Genomic DNA, 22,905 nt, shown 5'->3' on the forward strand with positions numbered 1-22,905 from the left:
CGGCTGGCCGGCGGTGGCCGGTTCTGCCGGACCGGCTGTGCCGGCACCGGTTGCCGCGGGCGCCTGCGGCGCGGTAGCGGTGCCCGGCTTCGCCGCCCGGGCGGGTTCGGCTGCGCCGGGGGTGGGCGCCTGCGGCGTGGTGCTGGCGGCTTCGCCGCCGGCGTCGGCCGGTTCTGCCGGTGGGGTGGGTTCGACTGCGTCGGGCGTGGGCCATCCCACGCGCGCCTGCGGCGGCTGGCCGGCGGTGGCCGGTTCTGCCGGACCGGCTGTGCCGGCACCGGTTGCCGCGGGCGCCTGCGGCGCGGTAGCGGTGCCCGGCTTCGCCGCCCGGGTGGGCGCCTGCGGTGCAGAGCTGTCGGCCGGTTCTGCCGGTGGGGTGGGTTCGACCGCGTCGGGCGTGGGCCACCCCACGCGCGCCTGCGGCGCGTGGCCGGCGGTGACCGGTTTCGTTGGCCCGGCCGTGCCGGTGCCGGCTTCGCCGGCGGTGGTCGGGACTGTGGGGCCGGCCAGGGGCGGTGGACCCGGTACGGCCTGCGCCAAGCCCGTTGGCACCGGCGGCGCGGGGGCCGGCTGGGCCGCGGCCAGGTCGGCGGGTTCGGCCGTGGCCGTCAGGGCGGCCCCTGCGCCGGCAGGCGCGCCCGCGTCAGCGGACGTCCCCGCGCCGGTGTCCGGCGCGCCAGCGCCGGAGGCGCCCCCCGCGTCCGTGTCCGGCGCGTCAGCGCCGGACGGCGCTTCCGCGCCCTCGTCGGCGTCCGCGTCGTCCTCCCCCGGCGGGACCGGGATCAGTAGGAGGCGGCCGTCGTGGGTGGCGAGGGCGAGGAGTTCGCCGTCGGGGGAGGCGCGGAGTTCGCGGACGCGGCCGAGGTCGCCCGTGGGGACGCGCTGGGGCGCGATGTCGCCGCTCGCGCGCGGCAGGTGGGCGATCTCTATGGCGTCCTCGCCCGCCGCGTCCGTGATGTACGCGATGCGGCCCGTGTCGCCCAGCATCTCCGGGAGCCGGACCCGGACGCCCGTCGTCGCCGACAGGGCGCGGGCCGGGCCGTCGCGGTGGGTGAGCCAGTAGAGCGCGCCGCGCACGCACACCGCGCTGGCGCGGCCCGTGGTGTCCACGGCGAGGGAGTCCACGTTGGCGGCCGTCCGCACCTGGTACGGGCGGCGGCCGGTGCGTGGGCCGCCGAGGCGGAGGGCGAGCCGGCGCGGGCGGGAGCCGGGCGTGAGGTCGTCGACCAGCCACAGCTCGCCCGCGCACTGGTAGACGACCCGCCGGCCGTCCGTGGAGGCGTGGCGGGCGTAGTACGTGTCGTGGTCGGTGTGCCGCCACAGCTCCGTGCCGTCGGTGCGGCAGGAGTACAGGTTGGCGACGCCCTCGTGGTCGGAGAGGAACGCGATCCGGTCCCCGACGAGCATCGGGCAGTCGAGGTGGCCCGCGAGGTCGGCCAGGATCCGGGTGCCGTGGTACCAGAGCTTGCCCGTCGCGCCGCCCCGGTACCGCTTCCAGGCCGCCGGCTCGTGCGGCGCCTTGCCGGTCAGCAGCAGCGTGCGGCGGTCCGCGCCGCAGCCGGAGACCGCGAGGTCGGCGACCGGGCCCCACGGCAGCTGCTCACCTGGGCCGCCGGCCGTCGGGACCGTGTAGGACCAGGTGAAGTGCGAGAACGGCTGGTTGTGGGAGCTGACCGCGAGCACCCGGCTCTCGCCCGAGGCGTCCGGCGGCGTCCAGCCGCAGACGCGGGTGTCGTAGGACGCCCAGTGGGTGAGCTGGCGGGGCGGGCCGCCGTCGACGGGCAGCAGGTGGATCTCGGGGTCCAGCGTCCGCCAACTGGTGAACGCGATATGTTTTCCGGTAGGGGAGAATCGAGGATGTCCGACCTGGGTCCGGTCGGCGGTCAGCCGCCAGGCCCGCTCGGAGGATCGGCCGGGGGCTGGCAAGGGTGCCAGCCACAGATCGTCCTCGGCGACAAAGCACAGCGAATCGCCGTGCACGTGTGGGAAGCGTGGATAGGCATCGGCTCCGTCTGTTTCCCCGGCCTGGCTCAGGGTCGTGGCAGATGAGTTGGATTCGTCGCTCACGGTTCCATGCTTCGGCTCCCCGAATTCGGCGGCAAGTCACCAGCCGAACCCTGCGGGGACGACAAGAGGCCGGAAAAGTGACGTGCGCCACAAATTGCGCCCCTGGCTCACCCTGCCCGGCCGAAGCCGCGTCTCGTGGCATGAGCTGACAAGTCTCATCACCCGATCTATCCACGACACCCGGACAGGAGAACCTGCCCCGTGGCCACCTTTCTCTACAAGCTCGGCCGGCTGAGCTTCCGCCGCCGCTGGTGGGTGGTGGCGAGCTGGCTTGTGCTGCTCGTCGCCATCGGCACCGCCGCTTCCAACGCCGGCGACCCGCCCGAGGAATCGTTCTCGCTGCCGGGCACCGAGACCGAGCAGGCCCTCGACCTGCTGGAGAGCGAGTTCCCGGCGGCCAACGCCGAGGCGCTCACCTCGACCATCGTCTTCCAGGCCCCCGACGGCCAGGAGATCACCAGCCCGGAGAACGAGTCCGCGGTCCGCGCGACGCTTTCCGCCATGGAGGACGCGCACCTCGCCGTCGCCGTCGGCGACCCGTTCGTGGAGGGCTCGGGCCAGGTCAGCCCGGACGCCAGCACGGCCTTCGCGGACGTCGACTACGACGCGTCCTTCGAGGACATCACCGAGGAGATGCAGCTGGAGCTGTTCGACGCGATGGACCTGGCGCGTGACGCCGGGCTCACCGTCGAGGCCAGCGGCGAGGTCGCCATGGGCCCGCAGGAGTTCGGCAGCGCCGCCGAGCTGCTCGGCGTCCTGGTCGCGGCCATCGTGCTGTTCATCACCTTCGGCTCGCTGATCGCCGCGGGGCTGCCGCTGATCACCGCCCTGATCGGCGTCATGGTCGGCATCATGGGCATCGGCGCCCTGGCCTCCACCCTGGGGCTCTCCGAGACCACCAACATCCTGGCCATGATGATCGGCCTCGCGGTCGGCATCGACTACGCGCTCTTCATCGCCTCGCGCTACCGCGCCGAGCTGGTCGAGGGCCACAGCCGCGAGGAGGCCGCGGGTCGCGCCGTCGGCACCGCCGGCTCGGCGGTGGTCTTCGCCGGCCTCACCGTGGTCATCGCGCTGGGCGGCCTCGCCATCGTCAACGTCCCGATGCTCACCAAGATGGGCCTGGCCGCCGCGGCCACGGTCGTCATCGCGGTGCTCGTCGCGCTGACGCTGGTGCCGGCCGCGCTCGGCATCGTCGGCAAGCGGATCTTCGGCCGCCGGGTGCGCAAGGCCAACCCGGAGACGGGCGTGCCGGCCCCGGTCGGCGAGGACGGCAAGCAGAACATGGGCACCCGCTGGTCGCGCTGGATCCTCAAGCGCCCGGCGGCCGTCCTGGTGGTCGGCGTGCTCGGCCTCGGCGTGCTGGCCGCGCCGGTGGCGAGCATGGAGCTTGGCCTGCCGGACAACAGCACCCAGCCGGAGGACACCACGCAGCGGCAGGCGTACGACATGCTGAGCGAGGGCTTCGGCCCGGGCTTCAACGGTCCGCTGATGCTGGTGCTCCAGGGCGGCGAGGGCACCGACCTGACGGCCGCCACCGAGACCCTGGCCAGTGAGCTCGAGGGCTACGACGACGTCGTCGCCACCACGCCCGCCATGCCCAACGAGGACGGCACGGTCGCCATCGTCAACGCCTTCCCGGGGTCGAGCCCGTCCAGCCAGGAGACCACCGACCTGGTCTCCCACCTGCGGGACGACTTCGCCCCCAACTTCGAGGCCGAGACCGGCGTGCAGATGTTCGTCTCCGGCACGACGGCGATCAACAGCGACTTCTCCCAGGTGATGAACGACGCGCTGGTGCCCTACCTGGCCCTGGTGGTCGGCCTGGCGTTCATCCTGCTGGTGCTCGTCTTCCGCTCCATCCTGGTGCCGCTGAAGGCCGCCCTCGGCTTCCTGCTCTCCGTGCTGGCCGCGCTCGGCGCGGTCGTCGCGGTCTTCCAGTGGGGCTGGGCCGCGAACCTCATCGGCGTCGAGGAGACCAGCCCGATCATGTCGATGATGCCGATCTTCATGATCGGTGTGATCTTCGGTCTGGCGATGGACTACGAGGTGTTCCTGGTCACCCGGATGCGGGAGGCCCACGTCCACGGCGAGGGCCCGCAGCAGTCCGTGGTCACCGGCTTCCGCCTCAACGCCCGGGTGGTCACGGCGGCCGCGATCATCATGATCAGCGTGTTCGCCAGCTTCGCCATCACCTCGAGCGAGGCCATGATCAAGATGATCGGCTTCGGCCTCGCCACGGCCGTCCTGCTGGACGCGTTCGTGGTCCGGATGACGATCGTCCCGGCCCTGATGGGCCTGGTGGGCGAGCGCGCCTGGTGGCTGCCGAAGTGGCTCGACCGGATCCTGCCCAACGTCGACGTGGAGGGTGAGTCCCTGGAGAAGTACCTCGAGGCCAACGGCAAGGGGCGCACCGCGCTCGAGAAGAAGGAGGAGCCGGAGCCGGCTCGTGTCAGCTGAGCCCGCGCCACCTCCACCCGGCCGTTAGAGCCGCACACCGGGTGTCGTGACGAGAGCCCGGCGTCGAATCCCCCAACGGGGATCCGGCGCCGGGCTCCGTCGTGCCGGCCCCGATATCGAACGGTTTTCCGGCGGTCGAGCCGTCAGCCGCCCCCTGTGACCCGGCGCACCACCCGCAACAGGTACTCCTCGCGCCGCAGCGGATTGTGGTCGGTACGGGGGCGCTCGGGCGTCGGCCCGCCGCGCACCGGCCGGTAGTGGTCGAACGCCGCCTCCAGCAGACCCTCGCCGCTGGTCAGTGTCGGCAGCCGCCGCTCGAGCTCGTGCACCCTGGCCGCCGGCACGGCGCCCTCGATCACGCACGCCCGACCGGCCGTCACCGTCGCCTGCGGGACGGCGTCCAGCCTGGCCAGCACCGGGAGCAGCGTGCCGAGCGCCCACTCGGGCGCCTCCAGACGGAACCGGTGCATCGGCTCGTAGACGGCGGTGCCGGCCCGCCGCACCGCGGCCATCAGCACCAGCGGCGTCAGCTGGCGGAAGTCGGCGCCGGTGCTCGACATGCTCTTGTCGAAGGTGGCGTGCGCGTGGCTCTGCCGCGGCGCGTAGCCGGAGCGCGTCATGATGACGACGCAGTCCGGGATCCGCCAGCCGTGCAGCCCCTGGTGCAGGGTCTCCCGAACGGTGTCCTCCACGGCCCGGAAGAACGCGTAGGGCATCGAGCCGAGTTCGACGCCGAGCCGGAACGCCACGCCCGCGCCGTCCGGCGCCGGCGCCACCCGCAGCCCGACGGTGGCGAGGAACGGGTTCTCGTCCGCGCCCAGCACCTCGACGGCCTCGCCGACCCCGGTGAGCCGCTCCACGTGGATGGTGGTGGTGGCGTGGCAGACCACCTCGATGCCGAACTCGTCCGCCAGGGTGGCCTGGACGACCTCCTTCTGCACCTCGCCGTAGAGCGAGACGTGGGTCTCCTGCCGGACGTCGTCCCGCCGCAGGTCGATCAGGGGATCCTGCTCGGCGAGCTGGGTGAGCGCGGCGTGCAGCGCGCCCCGGTCGGCCGGCCGCACGGGCGCCACCACCGTCTCCAGGGACGGCGGCGGGAAGTGCCGGTCGCTCTCCCGCGCCTGCGCCAGGCAGCCGACGGGGTCGCCGATCCTGGCCTCGGCCAGGCCGGTGAGCAGGCCGATCTGGCCGGCGGTCACCGCGTCGCGCCTGACGACCGCGCCCTGTTCGAACACGGCGACGCCCGTCACCTTCGCCTCCCGGTCCCCGTCCCGGCCGAAGCGCAGCGACTCCCGCACCGCCACGGTGCCCGAGCGCATCCGGACATAGGCGATCCGTTCACCTCCCGGCCCGCGGTCGACCTTGAAGACCGTGCCCGCCACGGGCCCCTCGGCCGAACCGGCGGCCGCCGGCAGCAGTTCGCGGAGGCCGTCGGTCAGCGCGCCGACGCCGGCGCCGGTGACGGCCGAGCCGAAGTACACCGGATGCGTCGACGCCCGCCCGGTCTGCGCCGCGAGCGCGGCGCGCAGCCGCTCGGGCGGCGGGACGGCGGCGTCGCCGACGTAGGCGGCGAGCAGCGCGTCGTCGTGCTCGGCCAGCGCCTCCAGGAGACGGCCGTTCGCCGCCGGGTCGCCGGCGGCGAACGGCGTGAACCCGGCGGCCCTGGTGCCCAGCCCGTGCGGGACGCCCATCGGCACGACCGCCGGGGTCAACTTCCCCTCGATGTCGGCCAACAGCTCGCGGTGCCTGGCGCCGGCCCGGTCGATCTTGTTGACGAAGACCAGCGTGGGGATGCGCAGCCGGCGCAGCGTGCGGGCCAGCACCCTGGTCTGCGCCTGCACCCCCTCGACGGCGGAGACCACGAGCACCGCGCCGTCGAGCACGCTCAACACCCGCTCCACCTCCGCGATGAAGTCGGGGTGGCCCGGGGTGTCGATCAGGTTGACGGTGCGGTCGTCGTCCAGGGCGAAGGAGACGACGGCCGACTTGATGGTGATGCCGCGCTGCCGCTCCAGCGCGAGCGAGTCGGTCCGGGTACTGCCGGCGTCGACGCTGCCGACCTCGTCGATCACCCCGGCCTCGTAGAGCAGCCGCTCGGTCAGGCTGGTCTTGCCGGCGTCAACATGGGCGAGAATGCCCAGGTTCAGATAGGTCCGTCGGGTGGGCTTGCTCACAGAGCGTCAGGTCCTCTGGGTCGAAGGCGAATCCCTGCTGCGTGGACACGGACGCTGTCCTCATCTTCGACTCCTCTCCCGACGGCTCCACGAGGTCCACCTCGCGGTCGACGGAGTACAACAGACCCGAACCACGACGGCAACCGAATTGGGCGGTGCGGGTTATGGTTTAGTCGACATGGAGATCACGGCCGGCCGGAGGCGAACGATGCGACGCGGAGTGGGCGGAGCGGGAAGAGCCCTGCTGGCGGGCCTGATCGGGCTCGTGGTGTGCGGCGGCCTGGCCGCCGGGCCGGCGCAGGCCGCGGAGGCCGCGGAGGCCGCGGAGGCCGGGTGCGTTCCGGAGATCACCCTGGAGGACGAGGCAGGCGCCCGTGAACTGCTGGCACGCGTCGACGCGTTGGCGGCGGCCGGCGAGGACGCGGCGGGGATCGACGCGGTGCTCGCCGTGGAGGCCTGCCTGGTCCGGGTCGGCGCGGCGACCGAGGTGCCGTCGACGCCGAACCTGGTCGTCGACGCGCCCGACGTGTACAAGATCGCCACGGTCAACGGCCGGGACCGCTGGGTGGCCATGACCGACTGGGCGTTCCAGTCGCTGCCCGGCTACCCCATGACGGGCCGGCAGTCCGTCGCGACCTGGTTCGACTCGGCCGTCTCGCCGGTCCTGCAGGTGGTCCACCACAGCGGCAACACCAGCGAGTTCCCCAACACGAGCAGTGAAGGGGCCGCGGCGCTCAACGGCTACGGCGTGGGGTTCCTGATCGTCCCGGCCAGGTCCGCCACCGACATGAACGTGGCGACCGGGCGCACGGCGCTGATCTTCGAGGGCGCCACCGGCGTCTGCAAGACGCTGACGGCGCGCAGCGCGTTCGCCCACACCTGGAACAGCAGCGACATCACCGGCCTGTCCATCGCCGCCGCCGGCCCCACCTTCGGCTGGACCGGCGGCACGGACCGCGCCCTCAACATCAGCCAGCCGACCACGGTGACCGGCGTCTGCGGCTGACCGTCGGCCGGCCCGCGCCGGCGGACGGTTACGGCGGGCGGTTACGGCGCGGCGCGCAGGACGTCCGCGACGACCGGGCCGGCGTTGCTGCCGCCGTGGCCGGAGTCGGGGACGACGGCGGCGACGGCCAGGTCGTCGCGGTAGGCGGTGAACCAGGCGTTGGGCTTGTCCTGGCCGTCCACCTCGGCGGAGCCCGTCTTGGCGCCGACGGCGCCGCCGATGCCGGCCATCGCCTCGGCGGCCGTGCCGTTGGCGGCGGTGCGGTTCATCAGGCCGCGCAGCTCCTCGGCGGTGCCGGCGGAGAGCCCTTCCGCGGTGGCGAACTCGCGGTCGTCGAAGTCCCGCGGCACCAGGTACGGCTGGAGGAAGCCGCCGTTGCGCACGGTCGCGGAGACCGAGGCCATGGTCATCGGGTTCATCCGGACGCCGCCCTGACCGATCAGCGAGGCGGCCATCTGGGCGTCGGACTGGGTGGGCACGGCGCCGTCCATGCTGGTGGTGCCGACCTGCCAGGTCAGGCCGAGGCCGAACGCGTCCCGCGCCTGGTTGCCCAGCGCGTCGTCGGACAGCTCGGGGGCCTGGCTGATGAAGGCCGTGTTGCAGGAGCGGGCGAAGCTGTCGGCGAAGGTGCCGCCCTCGATCTCGAACTCGTCCAGGTTCTGGAAGCGCCAGCCGCCGACCTCGAAGTACTGCGGGCAGGGGTGCGGGGCGCCGGCCGAGGCCAGGCCCTCGTCGATCAGCAGCGAGGCGGTGACGATCTTGAAGGTGGAGCCGGGGGCGTAGGAGCCTTCCAGCGCGGTGTTGAAGCCGTCGGCCGGGGCGTTGGCGATGGCCTGGATGGCGCCGGTGCTCGGCTGGATGGCGACGACCGAGGCGCTGCTCTTGTCGGCCACGGCGGCCTCGGCGGCGGCCTGCAGGGTGGCGTCGATGGTGGTCGGCACCTGGCCGGCGGTCGGCTCGGCGAGCGCGAGCAGCTGCTCGACGGTCTCGCCCTCGGCGTCCACGATCCGGGTCTCGGCGCCGGCGCTGCCGCCCGACTGCTCGGCGTAGCGCTCGCGCAGGTCGTCGAGGATCGGGGCGAGGGTGGGGTGGTCCTCGGCGGTGAGCTCGTTGCCCGCGGCGTCGAGCACCTCGACCGGCGGCAGTTCGTCGACGGGCCCGGTCACGATGGACTGGCCCTCCGTCAGGTCCGGGTGGAGCACGGACGGCTCCCAGTCGACCACCGGCTCGCCGGTGTCGGCGTCCCTGGTGACGGTCAGCTCGGAGGCGTAGTCCAGGTCCGCCGGGTCGACGGCCTCCTCCTCCTGGTAGGCGACCACCGCGTTCACCGCGAAGCCGACGGTCTCGCCGGTGGGCGCCTCGGGGGTGACGGTGAGTTCCGAGACGGCCGCCTCCTCGACCAGCGCGGCCAGCGCCGCGGCGGCGGCCTCCGGGTCGTCGGTCAGCTCGGCCGCGGCCTGCGCGTCGCCGGCGGCCCAGGCGTCGAGGAACGCGCCCGAGGTGGCCAGCACCTCCTCCGCGCTCGGCGGCCCGGCGTCGACGTCCTCGCCCGCGCCGTCCGAGGTGGCGGCGACGTTGCTCCCGTCGTCGGGCTCGCCCCCACCGCCGCCGAGCAGGCTGTACGCCCCGAAACCCAGCACCGAGACGACCGCCGCGCACGTCCCGGCAATGACGGCGACACGCTGTCCGCTCCGCATCTGCCCTACCCCTCATACCCCTTGAGCGCCCCTGCCGAGGCGTCCGTCTCCGCAGCCTACCGGCTACGCCCCGTGTCACTGACAGCAGCCCGGCCGTTACGGCGCCGGGTGGCGGCCCGGGCCTTGGCGTCAAGCTTTTCTTGACAATCACCCATGCGTCAAGAAAACCTTGACGCATGGATTCCGCGTCACACCCCGGTCCCGACCCCACCCAGGAACCGGCCCCCGATCCCGGCCCTCCGCCGGCGGCCGTGCCGGCCGCCGGCCTCGCCGTCCTCTCCTCCCTGCTGGCCCTGTTCGGCGGCCTCGTCGCCGTGTGGGCGGCGACCGACAGCGACCTGCTGCTGATCCCGCTGCTCGCGATGGCACTCGGCGTGTGCGTCCTCGGCGTGGTGCTGGCCGCCGGCGCCACCCGGGCGCGGGCCGACGCCGCCCGGCTCGACGACCTCGAACCGCTCCCGCCGGCCCCCGGCCGCCAGGAGGGCGCGGCGTGACCGGGCCGGAAGCCGACGGGCTGACCGAGGCGGAGGAGACGGCGCTGCGCGAGGCCGTCGCCGAGGCGGTGCTCGCCGCCCGCGCGCGCAGCCGCGCCGGCCTCGGCAGCGACCCCGCCGCCCACCTGGTGATGGTCGCCGCCTCCCGGGTGGCCGCCGAGGAGACGAGCCGGCTGCTGCGGCAGTCCATCAACGGGGCGCGCGCCGCCGGCCACAGCTGGGAGGTCGTCGGGCGGCTCCTCGGCATCAGCCGCCAGGCCGCGCAGCAGCGCTTCGCCACCCCCACCGCCGGCCCCGCGGCCGCCGCCGACGCGCACCGCAGGACGCTCACCCCGCTCAACGCGTTCAACGAGATGGAGGCGCTCGCCGACTCCGGCCGCCGCGGCTGGCACGTCGTCGACTACGGCCACCTGCACCACCTCGTCGAGTCCTCGCCGACCCAGTGGGAGCACCAACGCCTCTGGTGGCCGACCCGCCGCCGCCGCCGGCGGATGGCCGAACAGGGCTGGGAGCTGATCGTCCCCACCGACTTCGACTCACCCTGGGCCTACTACAAACGCCCCCTCGACCTACCACCAGAACCCGGCCTCGGCTGACGGCCGTCAGGCACCCCCGCGCGCTACACCCAGGTGTCCAGCCACATCCGGGCGCGCCAGCCGTCGACGGGGATCTCGGTGCCGGTGTAGATCGGGTAGAAGTAGATGAAGTTCCACGCGATCAGCAGCACCAGCACCCCGCTCGCCACGATGCCGAGCACCCGGCGGCGTTCCGAGCAGCCCGGTGGGCCGAGGAGCGCGCCGATCAGCATGGCCACCGCCAGGCAGAGGAACGGCACCAGCACCACCGCGTAGAAGTAGAAGATGGTGCGTTCCTGGTACATGAACCACGGTAGGTAGCCGGCCGCCACCGCGCACAGCACCGCGCCGGCGCGCCAGTCGCGGCGGAAGAACCAGCGGTAGACGAGGTAGACGAGCGCGAAGCACGCCGTCCACCACAGCAGCGGGGTGCCGAGCGCCAGCACCTCGCGGGCGCAGCCGCTCGCGTAGCCGCAGCCGTTCTCGCCCTGCTCGGACGACGTGTAGAAGTAGGTGACCGGCCGGGTCGCGGCCAGCCAACTCCACGGGTTGGACTCGTAGGTGTGCTCGGACGTCAGCCCGACGTGGAACTGGTAGACCTCGGTCGTGTAGTGCCACCAGCTGCGCAGCGCCGCCGGCACGAAGGAGTAGTCGCTCGGCCCGGCGCCCGGCCGGTTCGCCCAGTCGCGGTAGTAGCCGTCCGAGGTGAGGAACCAGCCCGTCCAGCTGGCCAGGTAGACCAGCAGCGCGACCGGCACCAGGGAGACGAACGCCGGTGCCGCGTCCCGGCGCAGCACCGCCCGGCGGGGGCGCCTGGCACCGGCCGTGCGGCGGGCGCCCGCGTCCCACAGCACCGTGAGGATGCCGAACGCGGCGAGCACGTAGAGCCCGTTCCACTTGGTGGCGACGGCCAGGCCGAGGCAGACGCCGGCCGCGATCCGCCACGGCCGCGCCCCCAGCCGGAACCGCGTCCCGATGTCCGCGTCGGGCCGCAGCAGCCCGTCGTCGCCGGACGGCAGCGCGGCCGCCAGCCGGGCCCTGGCGTGGTCGCGGTCCACCAGCAGGCAGCCGAACGCGGCCAGCAGCCAGAACATCAGCACCAGGTCGAGCAGCGCGGTGCGGCTCATCACGAAGTGCAGCCCGTCCATGGCGAGCAGCAGCCCGGCCAGGCAGCCGAGCACCGTGGAGCGGAACAGCCGGCGGCCGATGCGGCACAGCATCAGCACCGAGAGCGTGCCGAGCAGCGCCACCATGAACCGCCAGCCGAACGGCGTCAGCCCGAAGAACCACTCGCCGACCGCGATGACCCACTTGCCGGCCGGCGGGTGCACGACATAGGCGGCCGCCTCGTCGAACGGGGTCTGGCCCGCCATGATCCGGTCGTTGGCGTCGTCGGCCCACTCCGTCTCGTAGCCGCGCCGCAGCAGCGACCAGGCGTCCTTCGCGTAGTACGTCTCGTCGAATATCACGTCGTTCGGCGAGCCGAGGTCGACGAAGCGGAGCGCCCCGGCGAGCGCCGCGACCAGGAGCGGCCCGCCCCAGCCCGTCCAGCGGGCCAGCCGCAGGGCGGCGGCGGGCGCGAAACCGAAGTACTGCCAGAGCCGGAAGCCCGGCTCCGGGTAGGGCGGCACCAGCCGTTCCCGGACGCCGGCGGATCTCGGCGGGACGTACCCGAAGCGGCGCAGCCGTTGCCCCCAGCCGGCGGGGGGCCGGCCGGGGTCCTGTTCCTGGGGGGCGTCGGTCACGGTCTGGCTGGTCATCACCGGACATCTTGACATCCGGCGGGTCGGGCGACCGTGAGGATGGGTGAGGATGCGGTATATGACTGGCGCGCACGACACCTCCGACCCCACCTCCGACCCCACCCCCGACACCACCGCGGGCCCGGCCACCGGCACCCTCGTGCTGGCCGGAACCCCCATCGGTGACCTGGCCGACGCCCCGCCGCGGCTGGCCACCGAACTGGCCCAGGCCGACGTCGTCGCCGCCGAGGACACGAGGCGCCTGCGGCGACTCGCACAGGGGCTCGAAGTGCGGGTCGAGGGGCGCGTGGTGTCCTACTTCGAGGGCAACGAGGCGGCGCGCACGCCGGAGCTCGCGGAGGAGCTGGCGCGCGGGGCGCGGGTGCTGCTCGTGACGGACGCCGGCATGCCGTCGGTCTCCGACCCCGGCTACCGCCTCGTCGCGGCCGCGATCGAGCAGGGCGCCCGGGTCACGGCGGTGCCTGGCCCCTCCGCGGTGCTGACGGCGCTGGCGCTCTCCGGGCTCCCGGTCGACCGCTTCTGCTTCGAGGGCTTCCCGCCACGGAAGGCGGGCGAGCGGGCCGCGCTGCTGCGGGAGCTGGCCGGGGAGCGGCGCACGATGGTCTTCTTCGAGTCCCCGCACCGGGTGGCGGCCACGCTCGCCGCCATGGCCGAGGCGTTCGGCGGCGAGCGGCGGGCGGCCGTCTGCCGCGAGCTGACCAAGACCTACGAGGAGGTCCGCCGCGGCCCGCTCGCCGAACTGGCCGGCTGGGCGGCGGACGGCGTCCGCGGCGAGATCACGGTCGTGGTCGCCGGCGCGGCGCGGGGCCCTGTCGCCGCGCTCGCTCCCGCCGACCTGGCGGCGCTGGTCGCGGAGCGGGAGTCGGCCGGGCAGCCGCGGAAGGCGGCGATCGCGGAGGTGGCGAAGGAGGCGGGCGTCCCGAAGCGGAGCGTCTTCGACGCGGTGGTGGCGGCGAAACCGGTGGACTGACGGCGGTGGGGTTTCCCCCGCCCACCCGCCCCTTTCCCTCAGCCCGTGCTTCGGTGGCCGCGCCGTCGGGCTGTTGGTCTCGAGGTGCGCCGCTTGGCCATCCGGGACACCCGGGAGTGCCGCCCCGGCCTGGTGAGGTTCACTGCCCGTCACCCTTCGCGTGCGCAGAGGACCGCCGCCGCCTTGGTCGAGGCCCCGTGAGGCTGTGGCGCGCGGCCCACGTGCTCTGTGCCCAGCGCCCGGGGCGGCGATCACGATGGCGTGGCCGTTCACCGTGAGCTCTGGGACTCATAGCTCTCCTCCCGGTTTCTTTCAGATTTCCCGATCAAGATCGGCATGATGGGACATCCTTGTGTCTGGGAGGGCGATGTGGGCAGAGTATCGAGACAGAAGCGGGAGCAGCGGGGGAAGAGAGCGGCCCTCGCTGAGGTGGCAGGAAGCGCCGGGAGTGGTACTCCGGGCAAGCTCGGCGAAGAGGCGCTTGAACGGTTGCTGCGCTCGAACGCGCCAGGAAAGCTCAGTCTGGCGGGCGCCTACGCATTCGGTTACGCGAAGTTGGGGTATTCCCAACTGGAAGGGACAAGTCCGGCCTGGTATCAGGAAATCGATCCGCTGGACGCGCTGTTCCTGGGAACTGCTTGGCCTGCGAGGTTCAGTGATGAACTCGAGTTCGCGAACGCGCGTGACGCGTGGCTGCGCCTCCTGCGGGGAACCGTGTACGGGAAGGGCATTCAGCGATTCGTTCGGGAGGTCGTATCGGCCAGCGAAGAGCTGGGGATGCCGGTGGATGACGGGCAACTGATGCTGGAGGTCACCCCCCGCCTTGAAACGGCCGGACTCGATCAGCGACGGTTGCCCAGGCGGCTGCTTCCCGGCACGGCACTCCAAGGGTGCCGTGCCGTCTACGGGCCAGCTCTTGATCTTCTACTTCCCGATCCCCCGGTGGATGCGACGAAGCGGGTCAAGCGCTTCTGGAAGGAGGGGGAGGACAAGTGGCTGACCCAGGAGACACCTCGGGCCATTCTCCGCGATGGACTGCGCCGCCTCCATGACGCCGGATTGCCGGTCGAGGAGGCACCCGGCGTATTGTTGCCGGCCCTGTACGCGGCTCTCTTGACGAAGCCCGGCGAGCCACTTGAGGACCTGGCCAAACACTCCTGGGCATGGGCGCTTTCCCTGGATGAGCGGTCGGCGCTGGTGCCGCTGCTCGACACCCTCCTTGTCGCCGTCGAACGTGAGATGTCCGTCGATGGCATCATCGGGCTTCTCTTCGCTGATTCCTCCTTCACTCAGCCGATCCCCTCGGAAGCCCTGCTCTGGACCAGCTCTCCTGGTCTCGCGTTGCCACGCCTCGCCTTCGAGCTGGGCATCAGCGAGGTGTCCATGCTGGAATATCCGGTCACCCCGGACATGCTTGACTGGGCGGGAACGCAGGCCAGGATGCGCCTGAGTGCCTCCGCTCGCGAGGATGCTGCGGATCTCGAGGACACGGACGGCACCGACAGCACGCGGGACGAGTCGGACGAGCGCTGGGCTGAGCGGCGTGAGGCTGTGCGAGAGGCCGTACTGCACAGGGTCCGCAAGAAGTCGGGCAGTGCACTGTCCGAGCCCCGCCCGTCCGACCGTCCCGTCGAGCGCCTGTGGAACGCTGACGGAAGCTTCGTGGTGCGGATCTCCACCGAAACCCCGGAGGGGCGGGAGTTCAAGGAATCCCTGGAACATCAACTGGGCTTCTTTCATGAGAAGTTCGGTCGTGAGCCGGGGCCGGATGATCCCTTTCTCTTCGATCCGGATGCCGACGACCCCACCCCTCTTACCAGGCAACACTTCGACGACATGTTATTGAAGATTGCGGAGAAAGCGGTTGAGGTGGGCGTCGACCCCGCGTTCATCCACGCCTGGCGCGAGGTCGGGTACATAGTTTCGACGGAAAACATGAGCATGCTCAGCATCGCCGAAGTGCTGACTTACACAAGAGCCGTTTCCCGGTACCGGCAGGCCGCGGAATGACCGACAGCACCCAGAACCACATGAGCGGAGGTGTGGTCTTCGGCTTCGTCATCCAGGGGCGGACGATCAACGTCACGCTTCCGGACCGCCCGGACCCCGCGCTCGCCGGACTTCCTCGGCAGTCGGCGACCTTCGCGGGGCGCCGCACGCAGTTGGACTCGGTCCTCGCGGCCCTGGCGCCGGCAACGTCCGACGAGACGGGCAGCACCGTGGCGGTGACCGGGCTCGCCGGCATGGGTAAGACGGAACTCCTCCTCCAGGCGGCCCACCGGGCGCTACAGAAGGGCTGGTTCTCCGGTGGGGTCCTCTTCGCCGATCTGCATGGCTACGACGAGGAGCGCAGGGTGCCGGTGAAACGAGCGCTGGCCACCTTCCTGCGGGCGCTCGGCATTCCCGCGGAACACATTCCCCGAGGGACCGAGGCGCGTGCCACCCTCTACCGTTCCGTGCTCGGTACTCTCGCCGCCGCGGGCCGACGGGTGCTGGTCGTCCTTGACGACGTGCCGGCCACCGACAAGATCCGCCATCTGCTGCCAAGCGACGGAAGCACGGCCACGCTCGTATCCTCGCAGCATTCCCTCGCGGACTTGGAGGCTCTGGCGCTGCCCCTGCGTGAAATGCCCACCGGCGAGGGGCGGGAACTGCTCGGCAACGCGATCCGCACGGCTCTGCCTTCGGACGAGCGCACGGCGGTCGAGGCGGACGAGGCCGACCGGCTCGTCGCCCTTTGCGGCGGGCTGCCACTGGGGCTGCGTATCGTGGCCTCGCTACTCGTGGATGTGCCGAGCCGGCCCCTGGCGCACCTCCGTCGAGACCTCGAGGACGCACACTCCAGGCTCTCCGTGCTGAGCAGAGAAGACCGCGCCGTGACGGCGGCCTTCGAATTGACCTACCGAAGTCTCACCGAAGACCAGGCCAAGCTCTTCCGGCTGGTGTCCCTACATCCCGGCCCGACCTTCTCCACCGCGGCCGCCGCTCAGTTGTACGGCGAAAGCGTCAAGGAAACCGAACAACTCCTCCTGGCCTTGGACCGCCGACACCTGGTCGAGCCCCAGGCGCCGTATGGCCGTTGGCGGCAGCACAGCCTTGTACGCCTCTACTCTCGGGAACAGCTCATGGCGGGCGACGACTCCTGGGGTGAGGGCCTTATGCGGCTGTTCGCCTACTTTCATGAGATGGCCACGTTGGCATGCGAGAAGCTGTTCGATCCGATGGCGCCGCAGGCCGCGGGGGAGTCGTTGTTCGCCGATCGAACGCAGGCGTTTCAATGGTTGGAGGCCGAGCGACACGCACTCTTCGCGGCCGTCTTCTGGACACACAAAGCTGAGGACGATCTGATATGCGTCGCCTTGGCGGTTCCCCTTTCGGCATTCCTGACGCAGTCACGCTATCTGGAGGAAGCGGAGTGTGTGCTGACCCTCGGCATCGCTTCAAGCCGCACGTGTGAGGACGAGTACCGCGAGGCAGCCCTGCAGAGCTCACTCGGCGTCGTGCTGCGGGACATGCGTAAGCTCAACAAGTCCGTTCGAGCGCACCGCCGGTCCATCAAGATCTGCCGAAGGCTGAAGAACCGCCAAGCCCTGGGCAGCGCGCTGAACAATCTCGGGCTCTCGCTGCACGATCAGCGCGAGTTCGAAGAAGCAGTGGCCGCCCACACCGAAGCCGCTCAACTGTTGAATTGCGCCGGTGACCAGATCGGCCTGGCGCGCGCCCTGAGCAACACAGGTGAGACGCTGCTCGAGCTGGGCCGCTTGGAGGAGGCTGAGCGCGCCCTCCGCAAGGCCACGAAGATCTCGCAGAAACTGGACGACCCACGCGGTTACTCCCAAGCACTGGGCAGCCTTGCCAAGGCGATGCGTATCGCGGGGAAGGCCGATCAGGCCGTGGAACTCCACAGGCGCGCGCTCGATACCCCTGACGGTCTACACCTACCGCACGACAGAGCGATCGAACTGACCAACTTCGCCAGCGCGTTGATTTTGGTCGGCGAGTTCGAAGCGGCGCTCAGCGCGCAGCAAGACGCCCTGGATGTCTTCCGGCGCCTGCGAGACCGCCGAGGCGAGGCGATGACCCTGGGCAACATGGCCCTCGTGCGTCACAAACAGGGCGAGTGGAAGAAGGCCACCCGGCTGCACACTCTCGCCCTGGAGGCATTCCTTGAAAGCAAGGATGATCATGGCCTTGCCGCTGAGCTAATGGGCCTCGCGACCGCCGAGCTCCAGCTGGGGCGCAACACCGACGCCCTGGAGAATCTGGAGCTCGCCGCCAAGCTGTATCACAAGACCGGTGACGCGGAGAGCGCCGCAGACGCACTCATGGCCGTCGACCGGGTGCGCAGGCGGATCGGGGGCGGCAGGCGTCCCCTGGAAAGCTGACCGTGATCACTTTGCGCCCGACACTTACCACAGCGGCGAGCAGACGCGGGACGCGGCGTCGTCGGAATGGGGGCTAGCGGGGGAAAACCCACTCGCCGCGGGTGGTGCGGCGGCGCCGTAGGATCGACGTATGCCCAAGTCCGCCAAGGCCAAGGCGTTGGAGCCGGTGCCGCCGCCGTTGCCCGAGCCGTTGGCCGTGCCCGTCACCGACTCGCACACCCATCTCGACATGCAGGACACCAGCGTCGAGGAGGCCCTGGAGAAGGCCGCCGCGGTCGGGGTCACCCGGGTCGTGCAGATCGGCTGCGATCTGGAGCGCGCCCGGTGGGCGGTGAAGACCGCGGCCGAGCACGAGTCGGTGTGGGCCGCCGTCGCGCTGCACCCGAACGAGGCGCCGCGTCTCGACGCCGACGGCGCGCTGGACGCGGCGCTCGACGAGATCGCCGAGCTCGCGGAGCGCCGCGAGGTGCGGGCGCTGGGCGAGACCGGCCTCGACTACTTCCGCACCGGTCCGGACGGCGTCGCCGCGCAACAGCGTTCGTTCCGCCGGCACATCGGCATCGCCAAGGAGCTCGACAAGACGCTGGTCATCCACGACCGCGACGCCCACGACGACGTGCTGCGCATCCTCCGCGAGGAGGGCGCCCCGCCGCGCACCGTCTTCCACTGCTTCTCCGGCGACGTCGCGATGGCCGAGGTGTGCGCGGCCGAGGGCTACTTCATGTCGTTCGCCGGGAACGTCACGTTCGGCAGCGCGCAACCGCTGCGGGACGCGTTGGCCGCGGCTCCGCCCGAGCTGCTGCTCGTCGAGACGGACGCGCCGTTCCTCACGCCGACGCCGTTCCGCGGCCGGCCCAACGCGTCGTACCTGATCCCCGTCACGCTCCGCGCGATGGCCGAGGTCAAGGGCCTTTCGGAGAACGACCTCGCCCGGCACGTCGCCGCCAACACGGTGCGGGCCTTCGGGTGACGGGGCACGTGGAGGACGCGCTCCTCGGCCCGGCGGACGTGCGCGAGCTGGCCGCCGCGCTCGGCGTGCGCCCCACCAAGCAGCGCGGCCAGAACTTCGTGATCGACGCCAACACGGTGCGGCGGATCGTGCGGGCCGCCGAGGTCGACGAGGACGACGTGGTGGTCGAGGTCGGCCCGGGGCTCGGCTCGTTGACGCTGGCGCTGCTGGCCGCGGCGCGGCACGTCACGGCGGTGGAGATCGACGACACGTTGGCGGCTGCGCTGCCGGCGACGATCCAGGCCCGGCTCCCGGAGCGGGTGGACCACTTCGCGCTGGTGCACGCCGACGCGCTGCGCGTCACCGAGCTGCCGGGGCCGGCGCCGGTCGCGCTGGTCGCCAACCTGCCGTACAACGTGGCGGTGCCGGTGCTGCTGCACATGCTGGCGACGTTCCCGAGCCTCGAGCGGGCGCTGGTGATGGTCCAGTCCGAGGTCGCCGACCGGCTGGTGGCCGGGCCCGGGTCCAAGGTGTACGGGGTGCCGTCGGTCAAGGCCGCCTGGTACGCGCACGCGCGGCGGGCCGGCGCGATCGGCCGCACCGTGTTCTGGCCGGCGCCCAACGTCGACTCCGGCCTTGTCGCCCTGACCCGCCGCGAGCCGCCGGCGACGACGGCGAGCCGGGCGGAGGTCTTCGCGGTGGTGGACGCGGCGTTCGCCCAGCGACGCAAGACGCTGCGGTCCGCCCTGGCCGGCTGGGCCGGCTCCCCGGCGGCGGCCGAGGCGGCCTGCGAGGCCGCCGGCGTTCCCCCGACGGCACGCGGGGAGGCCCTGACGGTCGAGGACTTCGCCCGCCTCGCGGAGGCGAAGCCCTACCGGGCGGGCTAGGCGGACTGACGGCCGGTTCGCGCCACATTTCGCGGCGGCAGCCGCGCACGGGCCTGCGCCCGCCGGCACAACTGGCGGGCTTGCCGTCGGCCGGCGTCAGCAGGCTGTTGTCGGCTCCCGGCCTGGTCGGCAGCACCACAGCCGTAACGCTGACCCACGCCCGGCCCCAAGGCCCGCCTCGCCTGACCGGTGCGCCGCCTCGGCGGCGGCAGCCGCACGCGGGCCTGCGCCCGCCGGGCGCGGCCGGCTGTTCGGCAGCGACCTCACGGCCGGGCAGCACCAGCGGCCGCACTTGTCGCAGGGGCCGGCCGCCCCCGCCACGAGCCGCGGCCGCGCACGGCCTCGCGCCCGGATGGGTGGCGGCCGGCGCCGTCATCGGCGTCAGCCCCGCCGTCGTCCGCCGCCAGCCCCGCCGTCGTCCGCCGCCAGCCCAGCCGGCCGGTTCGGCAGCGACCTCGCGGGCCGGCCCCCGCCGCCGGGTGCGGCTGGCTTGGCCGCCGCCGCTGGATGGCCGCCCGCCCCGCCGACCTGCGGCTGACCACGAGGGCCAGGGGCCTGGCCCGTCGGGCCGGCTCGGCCGGCCAAGCGGCACCGCCGCGCCGCCATGACCGGTGCGGTGCCTCTGCGGCACCAGCAGCGGCACCACGCCACCCCGCCGTGATCGCTGCGCGTCTCCGGGGGCGGAGCCGCCCCGCGCCTTGCCTGGCCGGCCGAGTACTCCGCCGGGGGCGGCGTACCCGCCCCGGGCGCTCGTCCGCCCGACCCGGCCCGCGGCACCAGCCGCAGCCAGCCCCGGCCCCGGCCGGGGGGCCCGCGCCGCTCCCGCCCCCCCGGCGGGCGGCCGGCACCCCGCGCCCCGCGCCCCGCCTCCGTCCACCCCCACCCGGTCTCGTCGGGGAGCGGGGTCCGCGCTCCGAGCGGTCGTGGGGGAGAATCGCCGCATGTCCGTCCCCCAGCCAGCGAAGCGTGCCGTCACGGTTCGTGTGCCCGCCAAGGTCAACGTGCAGCTCGCCGTCGGCGCTCCGCGCCCGGACGGGTTTCATGACCTGGCCAACGTGTTCCTCGCCGTCGGCCTCTACGACCACGTCACGGCCACGGCGTCCCCGACGCCGGGCGTCATGGTCAGCTGCACGGGGCCCGGCAGCGAGCTCGTGCCGTTGGACGGCGACAACCTGGCGGTGCGGGCCGCCGAGGCGTTGGCCGCGCACCACGGGGTCGAGGCGGCGGTCCGGCTGCACATCGAGAAGGACATTCCGGTGGCCGGCGGCATGGCCGGCGGCAGTGCCGACGCCGCCGCGGCGCTGGTGGCCTGCGACGCGCTGTGGGGCACCGGCACGTCCCGCGCCGAGCTGCTCGCGCTCTGCGCGGAGCTCGGCTCGGACGTGCCGTTCAGCCTGGTCGGCGGCGCCGCGCTCGGCCACGGCCGTGGGGAGCGGCTGACGGAGCTGCCGGTGGCCGGCACCTTCCACTGGGTCTTCGCCTTCGCCGACGGCGGCCTGTCGGCCGGCGAGGTCTACCGCGCCTGCGACCGGCTGCGCGGCACGGCGCCGGTGCCGGAGCCGGCGGCCGATCCGGCGCTGCTTGCCGCGCTGCGCGACGGGGACGCGCACGCGCTCGCCGCCGTCCTCGTCAACGACCTCCAGCCGGCCGCCGTCGCGCTGCGGCCGTCCCTGGCCGCCACCCTGGCGGCCGGTCTTGCCGGCGGCGCGCTGGCCGGGCTGGTCTCGGGGTCCGGGCCGAGCTGCGCGTTCCTGGTGGCCGACGCCGAGTCGGCCGAGCTGGTCGCCAAGTCGCTGCGGGCCTCCGGCACCTGTCGGGCCGCCCGGGTGACGAACGGGCCGGCTCCCGGGGCGACTACCATCGACTCCCATGCCTGAACCGTCGTCCAAGCCGAGTGGGAAGCCGACCGGAAAGCCAGCCGCCAAGGCGGCCGGCAAGCCGGCCAGGAACCTCGTCAACGTGGAGGCCGTCCGCAAGGTCTACGGCACCAGGACCCTGCTGGACGGGGTGTCGCTCGGCATCGGCGAACACGACAGGATCGGCGTCGTGGGCCGCAACGGCGACGGCAAGACCACGCTGATCCGGGTGCTGGCCAGGCTGGAGCCGGCCGACGACGGGCGGGTCACCCACTCCGGCGGGCTGCGGCTCGGGCTGCTCGCGCAGCACGACGCCCTCGACCCGGCCGCCACCGTCAGGCAGGAGGTCATCGGCGATCTCGCCGACCACGAGTGGGCCGGCGACCCCCGCGTCCGCGACGTGCTGACCGGCCTGTTCGGCGGCCTCGACCTGCCCGGCTTCCCGGCCGGCCTCGACACCGTGATCGGCCCGCTCTCCGGCGGCGAGCGGCGGCGGATCGCGCTCGCCAAGCTGCTGATCGCCGAGCAGGACCTGATCGTCCTCGACGAGCCGACCAACCACCTCGACGTCGAGGGCATCTCCTGGCTCGCCGAGCACCTGGCGGCCCGCCGCTCCGCGCTCGTCGTCGTCACCCACGACCGCTGGTTCCTCGACCGGGTCTGCACCCGGATGTGGGACGTGCAGCGCGGCCAGGTCCACGCCTACGACGGCGGCTACAGCGACTACGTGTTCGCCCGCGCCGAGCGGGAGCGGATCGCCGCCACCGAGGAGTCCAAGCGGCAGAACCTGATGCGCAAGGAGCTGGCCTGGCTGCGGCGCGGCGCCCCGGCCCGCACCAGCAAGCCGCGGTTCAGGATCGAGGCGGCCAACGCGCTGATCGCCGACGTGCCGGCGCCGCGCGACGGCGCCGAGCTGATGAAGTTCGCCAGCGCCCGGCTCGGTCGCACCGTCTACGACCTGGAGGACGTGACGGTCAGGGCCGGTGATCGCACCCTGCTCTCGCACCTCACCTGGCAGTTGGGTCCTGGCGACCGGATCGGCCTGGTCGGCGTCAACGGCGCGGGCAAGACGTCGCTGCTTCGCGCGATGGCGGCCGGCCGGGCGGCGGCCGGCACCATCACCGTCGGCAAGACCGTGCGGCTCGCCTACCTCTCCCAGGAGGTCGCCGAACTCGACCCGGAGTGGCGGGTGTTGCAGGCGGTCGAGCAGGTGCGGGGCCGCGTCGACCTGGGCGGGGGCCGGGAGATGACGGCGTCCCAGCTGTGCGAGCGGTTCGGCTTCGGCAAGGAGCGGCAGTGGACGCCGGTGGGTGACCTGTCGGGCGGCGAGCGCCGGCGGCTCCAGATCCTGCGGCTGTTGATGGACGAGCCCAACGTGCTGTTCCTCGACGAGCCGACCAACGACCTGGACATCGAGACGCTGACCCAGCTTGAGGACCTGCTGGACGGCTGGCCCGGGTCGATGGTGGTCATCAGCCACGACCGGTTCTTCGTCGAGCGGGTCACCGACCGGGTGTTCGCCCTGCTGGGCGACGGCTCGCTGCGGATGCTGCCGCGCGGCATCGACGAGTACCTGGAGCGGCGCGCCGCGCGCCGCGAGGCCGAGGCCGAGCCGGCGCCGG

The 22,905-nt window shown here is 72.8% G+C and carries 14 protein-coding genes and 1 pseudogene; 11 read left to right on the forward strand and 4 right to left on the reverse strand.

From position 1 onward, the window contains the following. Positions 1-2,034 (reverse strand): annotated as a pseudogene (locus ACYVPE_RS12780) (hypothetical protein); the annotation flags it as partial. Positions 2,035-2,268: 234 nt separating this feature from the next. Between ACYVPE_RS12780 and ACYVPE_RS12785 the strand changes: the two are divergent. Then, complete coding sequence (locus ACYVPE_RS12785; protein WP_461033636.1) at positions 2,269-4,527, forward strand: MMPL family transporter; 2,259 nt, start codon at positions 2,269-2,271, stop codon at positions 4,525-4,527. Positions 4,528-4,670: 143 nt separating this feature from the next. Here the strand turns inward: ACYVPE_RS12785 and ACYVPE_RS12790 are convergent, their stop codons facing one another. Next, complete coding sequence (locus tag ACYVPE_RS12790) at positions 4,671-6,701, reverse strand: GTP-binding protein (protein WP_461033637.1); 2,031 nt, start codon at positions 6,699-6,701, stop codon at positions 4,671-4,673. A 208-nt stretch (positions 6,702-6,909) separates the two neighbouring features. On the opposite strand from ACYVPE_RS12790, the gene ACYVPE_RS12795 reads away from it, so the two are divergent. After that, positions 6,910-7,707 carry a hypothetical protein gene (locus tag ACYVPE_RS12795; RefSeq protein ID WP_461033638.1) on the forward strand — a complete coding sequence of 266 codons (798 nt, stop codon included), beginning with the start codon at positions 6,910-6,912 and terminating at the stop codon, positions 7,705-7,707. Between the two features lie 41 nt (positions 7,708-7,748). Here the strand turns inward: ACYVPE_RS12795 and ACYVPE_RS12800 are convergent, their stop codons facing one another. Further along, positions 7,749-9,404 (reverse strand): penicillin-binding transpeptidase domain-containing protein, encoded by a 1,656-nt coding sequence (locus ACYVPE_RS12800; protein ID WP_461033639.1) that lies wholly within the window; start codon positions 9,402-9,404, stop codon positions 7,749-7,751. A 176-nt stretch (positions 9,405-9,580) separates the two neighbouring features. Here ACYVPE_RS12800 and ACYVPE_RS12805 point away from each other — a divergent pair, with 176 nt between their 5' ends. After that, the gene (locus tag ACYVPE_RS12805; RefSeq protein WP_461033640.1) at positions 9,581-9,898 is read left to right on the forward strand and encodes a hypothetical protein; all 318 of its coding nucleotides are present in this window, start codon (positions 9,581-9,583) and stop codon (positions 9,896-9,898) included. After that, positions 9,895-10,494, forward strand: a complete 600-nt coding sequence (locus ACYVPE_RS12810) for a hypothetical protein (RefSeq protein WP_461033641.1) — start codon at positions 9,895-9,897, stop codon at positions 10,492-10,494. The genes ACYVPE_RS12805 and ACYVPE_RS12810 overlap by 4 nt, the downstream gene beginning before the upstream one ends. Before the next feature lie 23 nt (positions 10,495-10,517). Here ACYVPE_RS12810 and ACYVPE_RS12815 read toward each other — a convergent pair whose 3' ends face one another. Beyond that, entirely contained in the window at positions 10,518-12,233 is a 1,716-nt protein-coding gene (locus ACYVPE_RS12815; RefSeq protein ID WP_461033642.1) for a dolichyl-phosphate-mannose--protein mannosyltransferase, read from the reverse strand. A gap of 61 nt (positions 12,234-12,294) precedes the next feature. On the opposite strand from ACYVPE_RS12815, the gene rsmI reads away from it, so the two are divergent. From rsmI to ACYVPE_RS12850, 7 genes are all read left to right on the forward strand, one after another. Then, positions 12,295-13,206 (forward strand): 16S rRNA (cytidine(1402)-2'-O)-methyltransferase, encoded by a 912-nt coding sequence (gene rsmI / locus ACYVPE_RS12820; protein WP_461033643.1) that lies wholly within the window; start codon positions 12,295-12,297, stop codon positions 13,204-13,206. A gap of 429 nt (positions 13,207-13,635) precedes the next feature. After that, positions 13,636-15,216 (forward strand): hypothetical protein, encoded by a 1,581-nt coding sequence (locus ACYVPE_RS12825; RefSeq protein WP_461033644.1) that lies wholly within the window; start codon positions 13,636-13,638, stop codon positions 15,214-15,216. Next, positions 15,213-17,591, forward strand: a complete 2,379-nt coding sequence (locus ACYVPE_RS12830) for a tetratricopeptide repeat protein (RefSeq protein WP_461033645.1) — start codon at positions 15,213-15,215, stop codon at positions 17,589-17,591. The genes ACYVPE_RS12825 and ACYVPE_RS12830 overlap by 4 nt, the downstream gene beginning before the upstream one ends. 130 nt (positions 17,592-17,721) lie before the next feature. Continuing rightward, positions 17,722-18,561, forward strand: a complete 840-nt coding sequence (locus tag ACYVPE_RS12835) for a TatD family hydrolase (RefSeq protein WP_461033646.1) — start codon at positions 17,722-17,724, stop codon at positions 18,559-18,561. Continuing rightward, positions 18,558-19,427: a 16S rRNA (adenine(1518)-N(6)/adenine(1519)-N(6))-dimethyltransferase RsmA gene (rsmA, locus tag ACYVPE_RS12840; protein ID WP_461033647.1), complete on the forward strand. Its 870-nt coding sequence runs from the start codon at positions 18,558-18,560 to the stop codon at positions 19,425-19,427. The genes ACYVPE_RS12835 and rsmA overlap by 4 nt, the downstream gene beginning before the upstream one ends. 941 nt (positions 19,428-20,368) lie before the next feature. Beyond that, positions 20,369-21,304, forward strand: coding sequence for a 4-(cytidine 5'-diphospho)-2-C-methyl-D-erythritol kinase (locus ACYVPE_RS12845; RefSeq protein WP_461033648.1), 936 nt, complete (start codon positions 20,369-20,371; stop codon positions 21,302-21,304). Next, positions 21,297-22,905, forward strand: a 1,609-nt coding sequence (locus ACYVPE_RS12850) for an ABC-F family ATP-binding cassette domain-containing protein (RefSeq protein ID WP_461033649.1), incomplete at its 3' end; no start/stop codon positions are given. The genes ACYVPE_RS12845 and ACYVPE_RS12850, both read left to right, overlap by 8 nt.

The organism is Streptomyces mayteni (assembly GCF_054783955.1).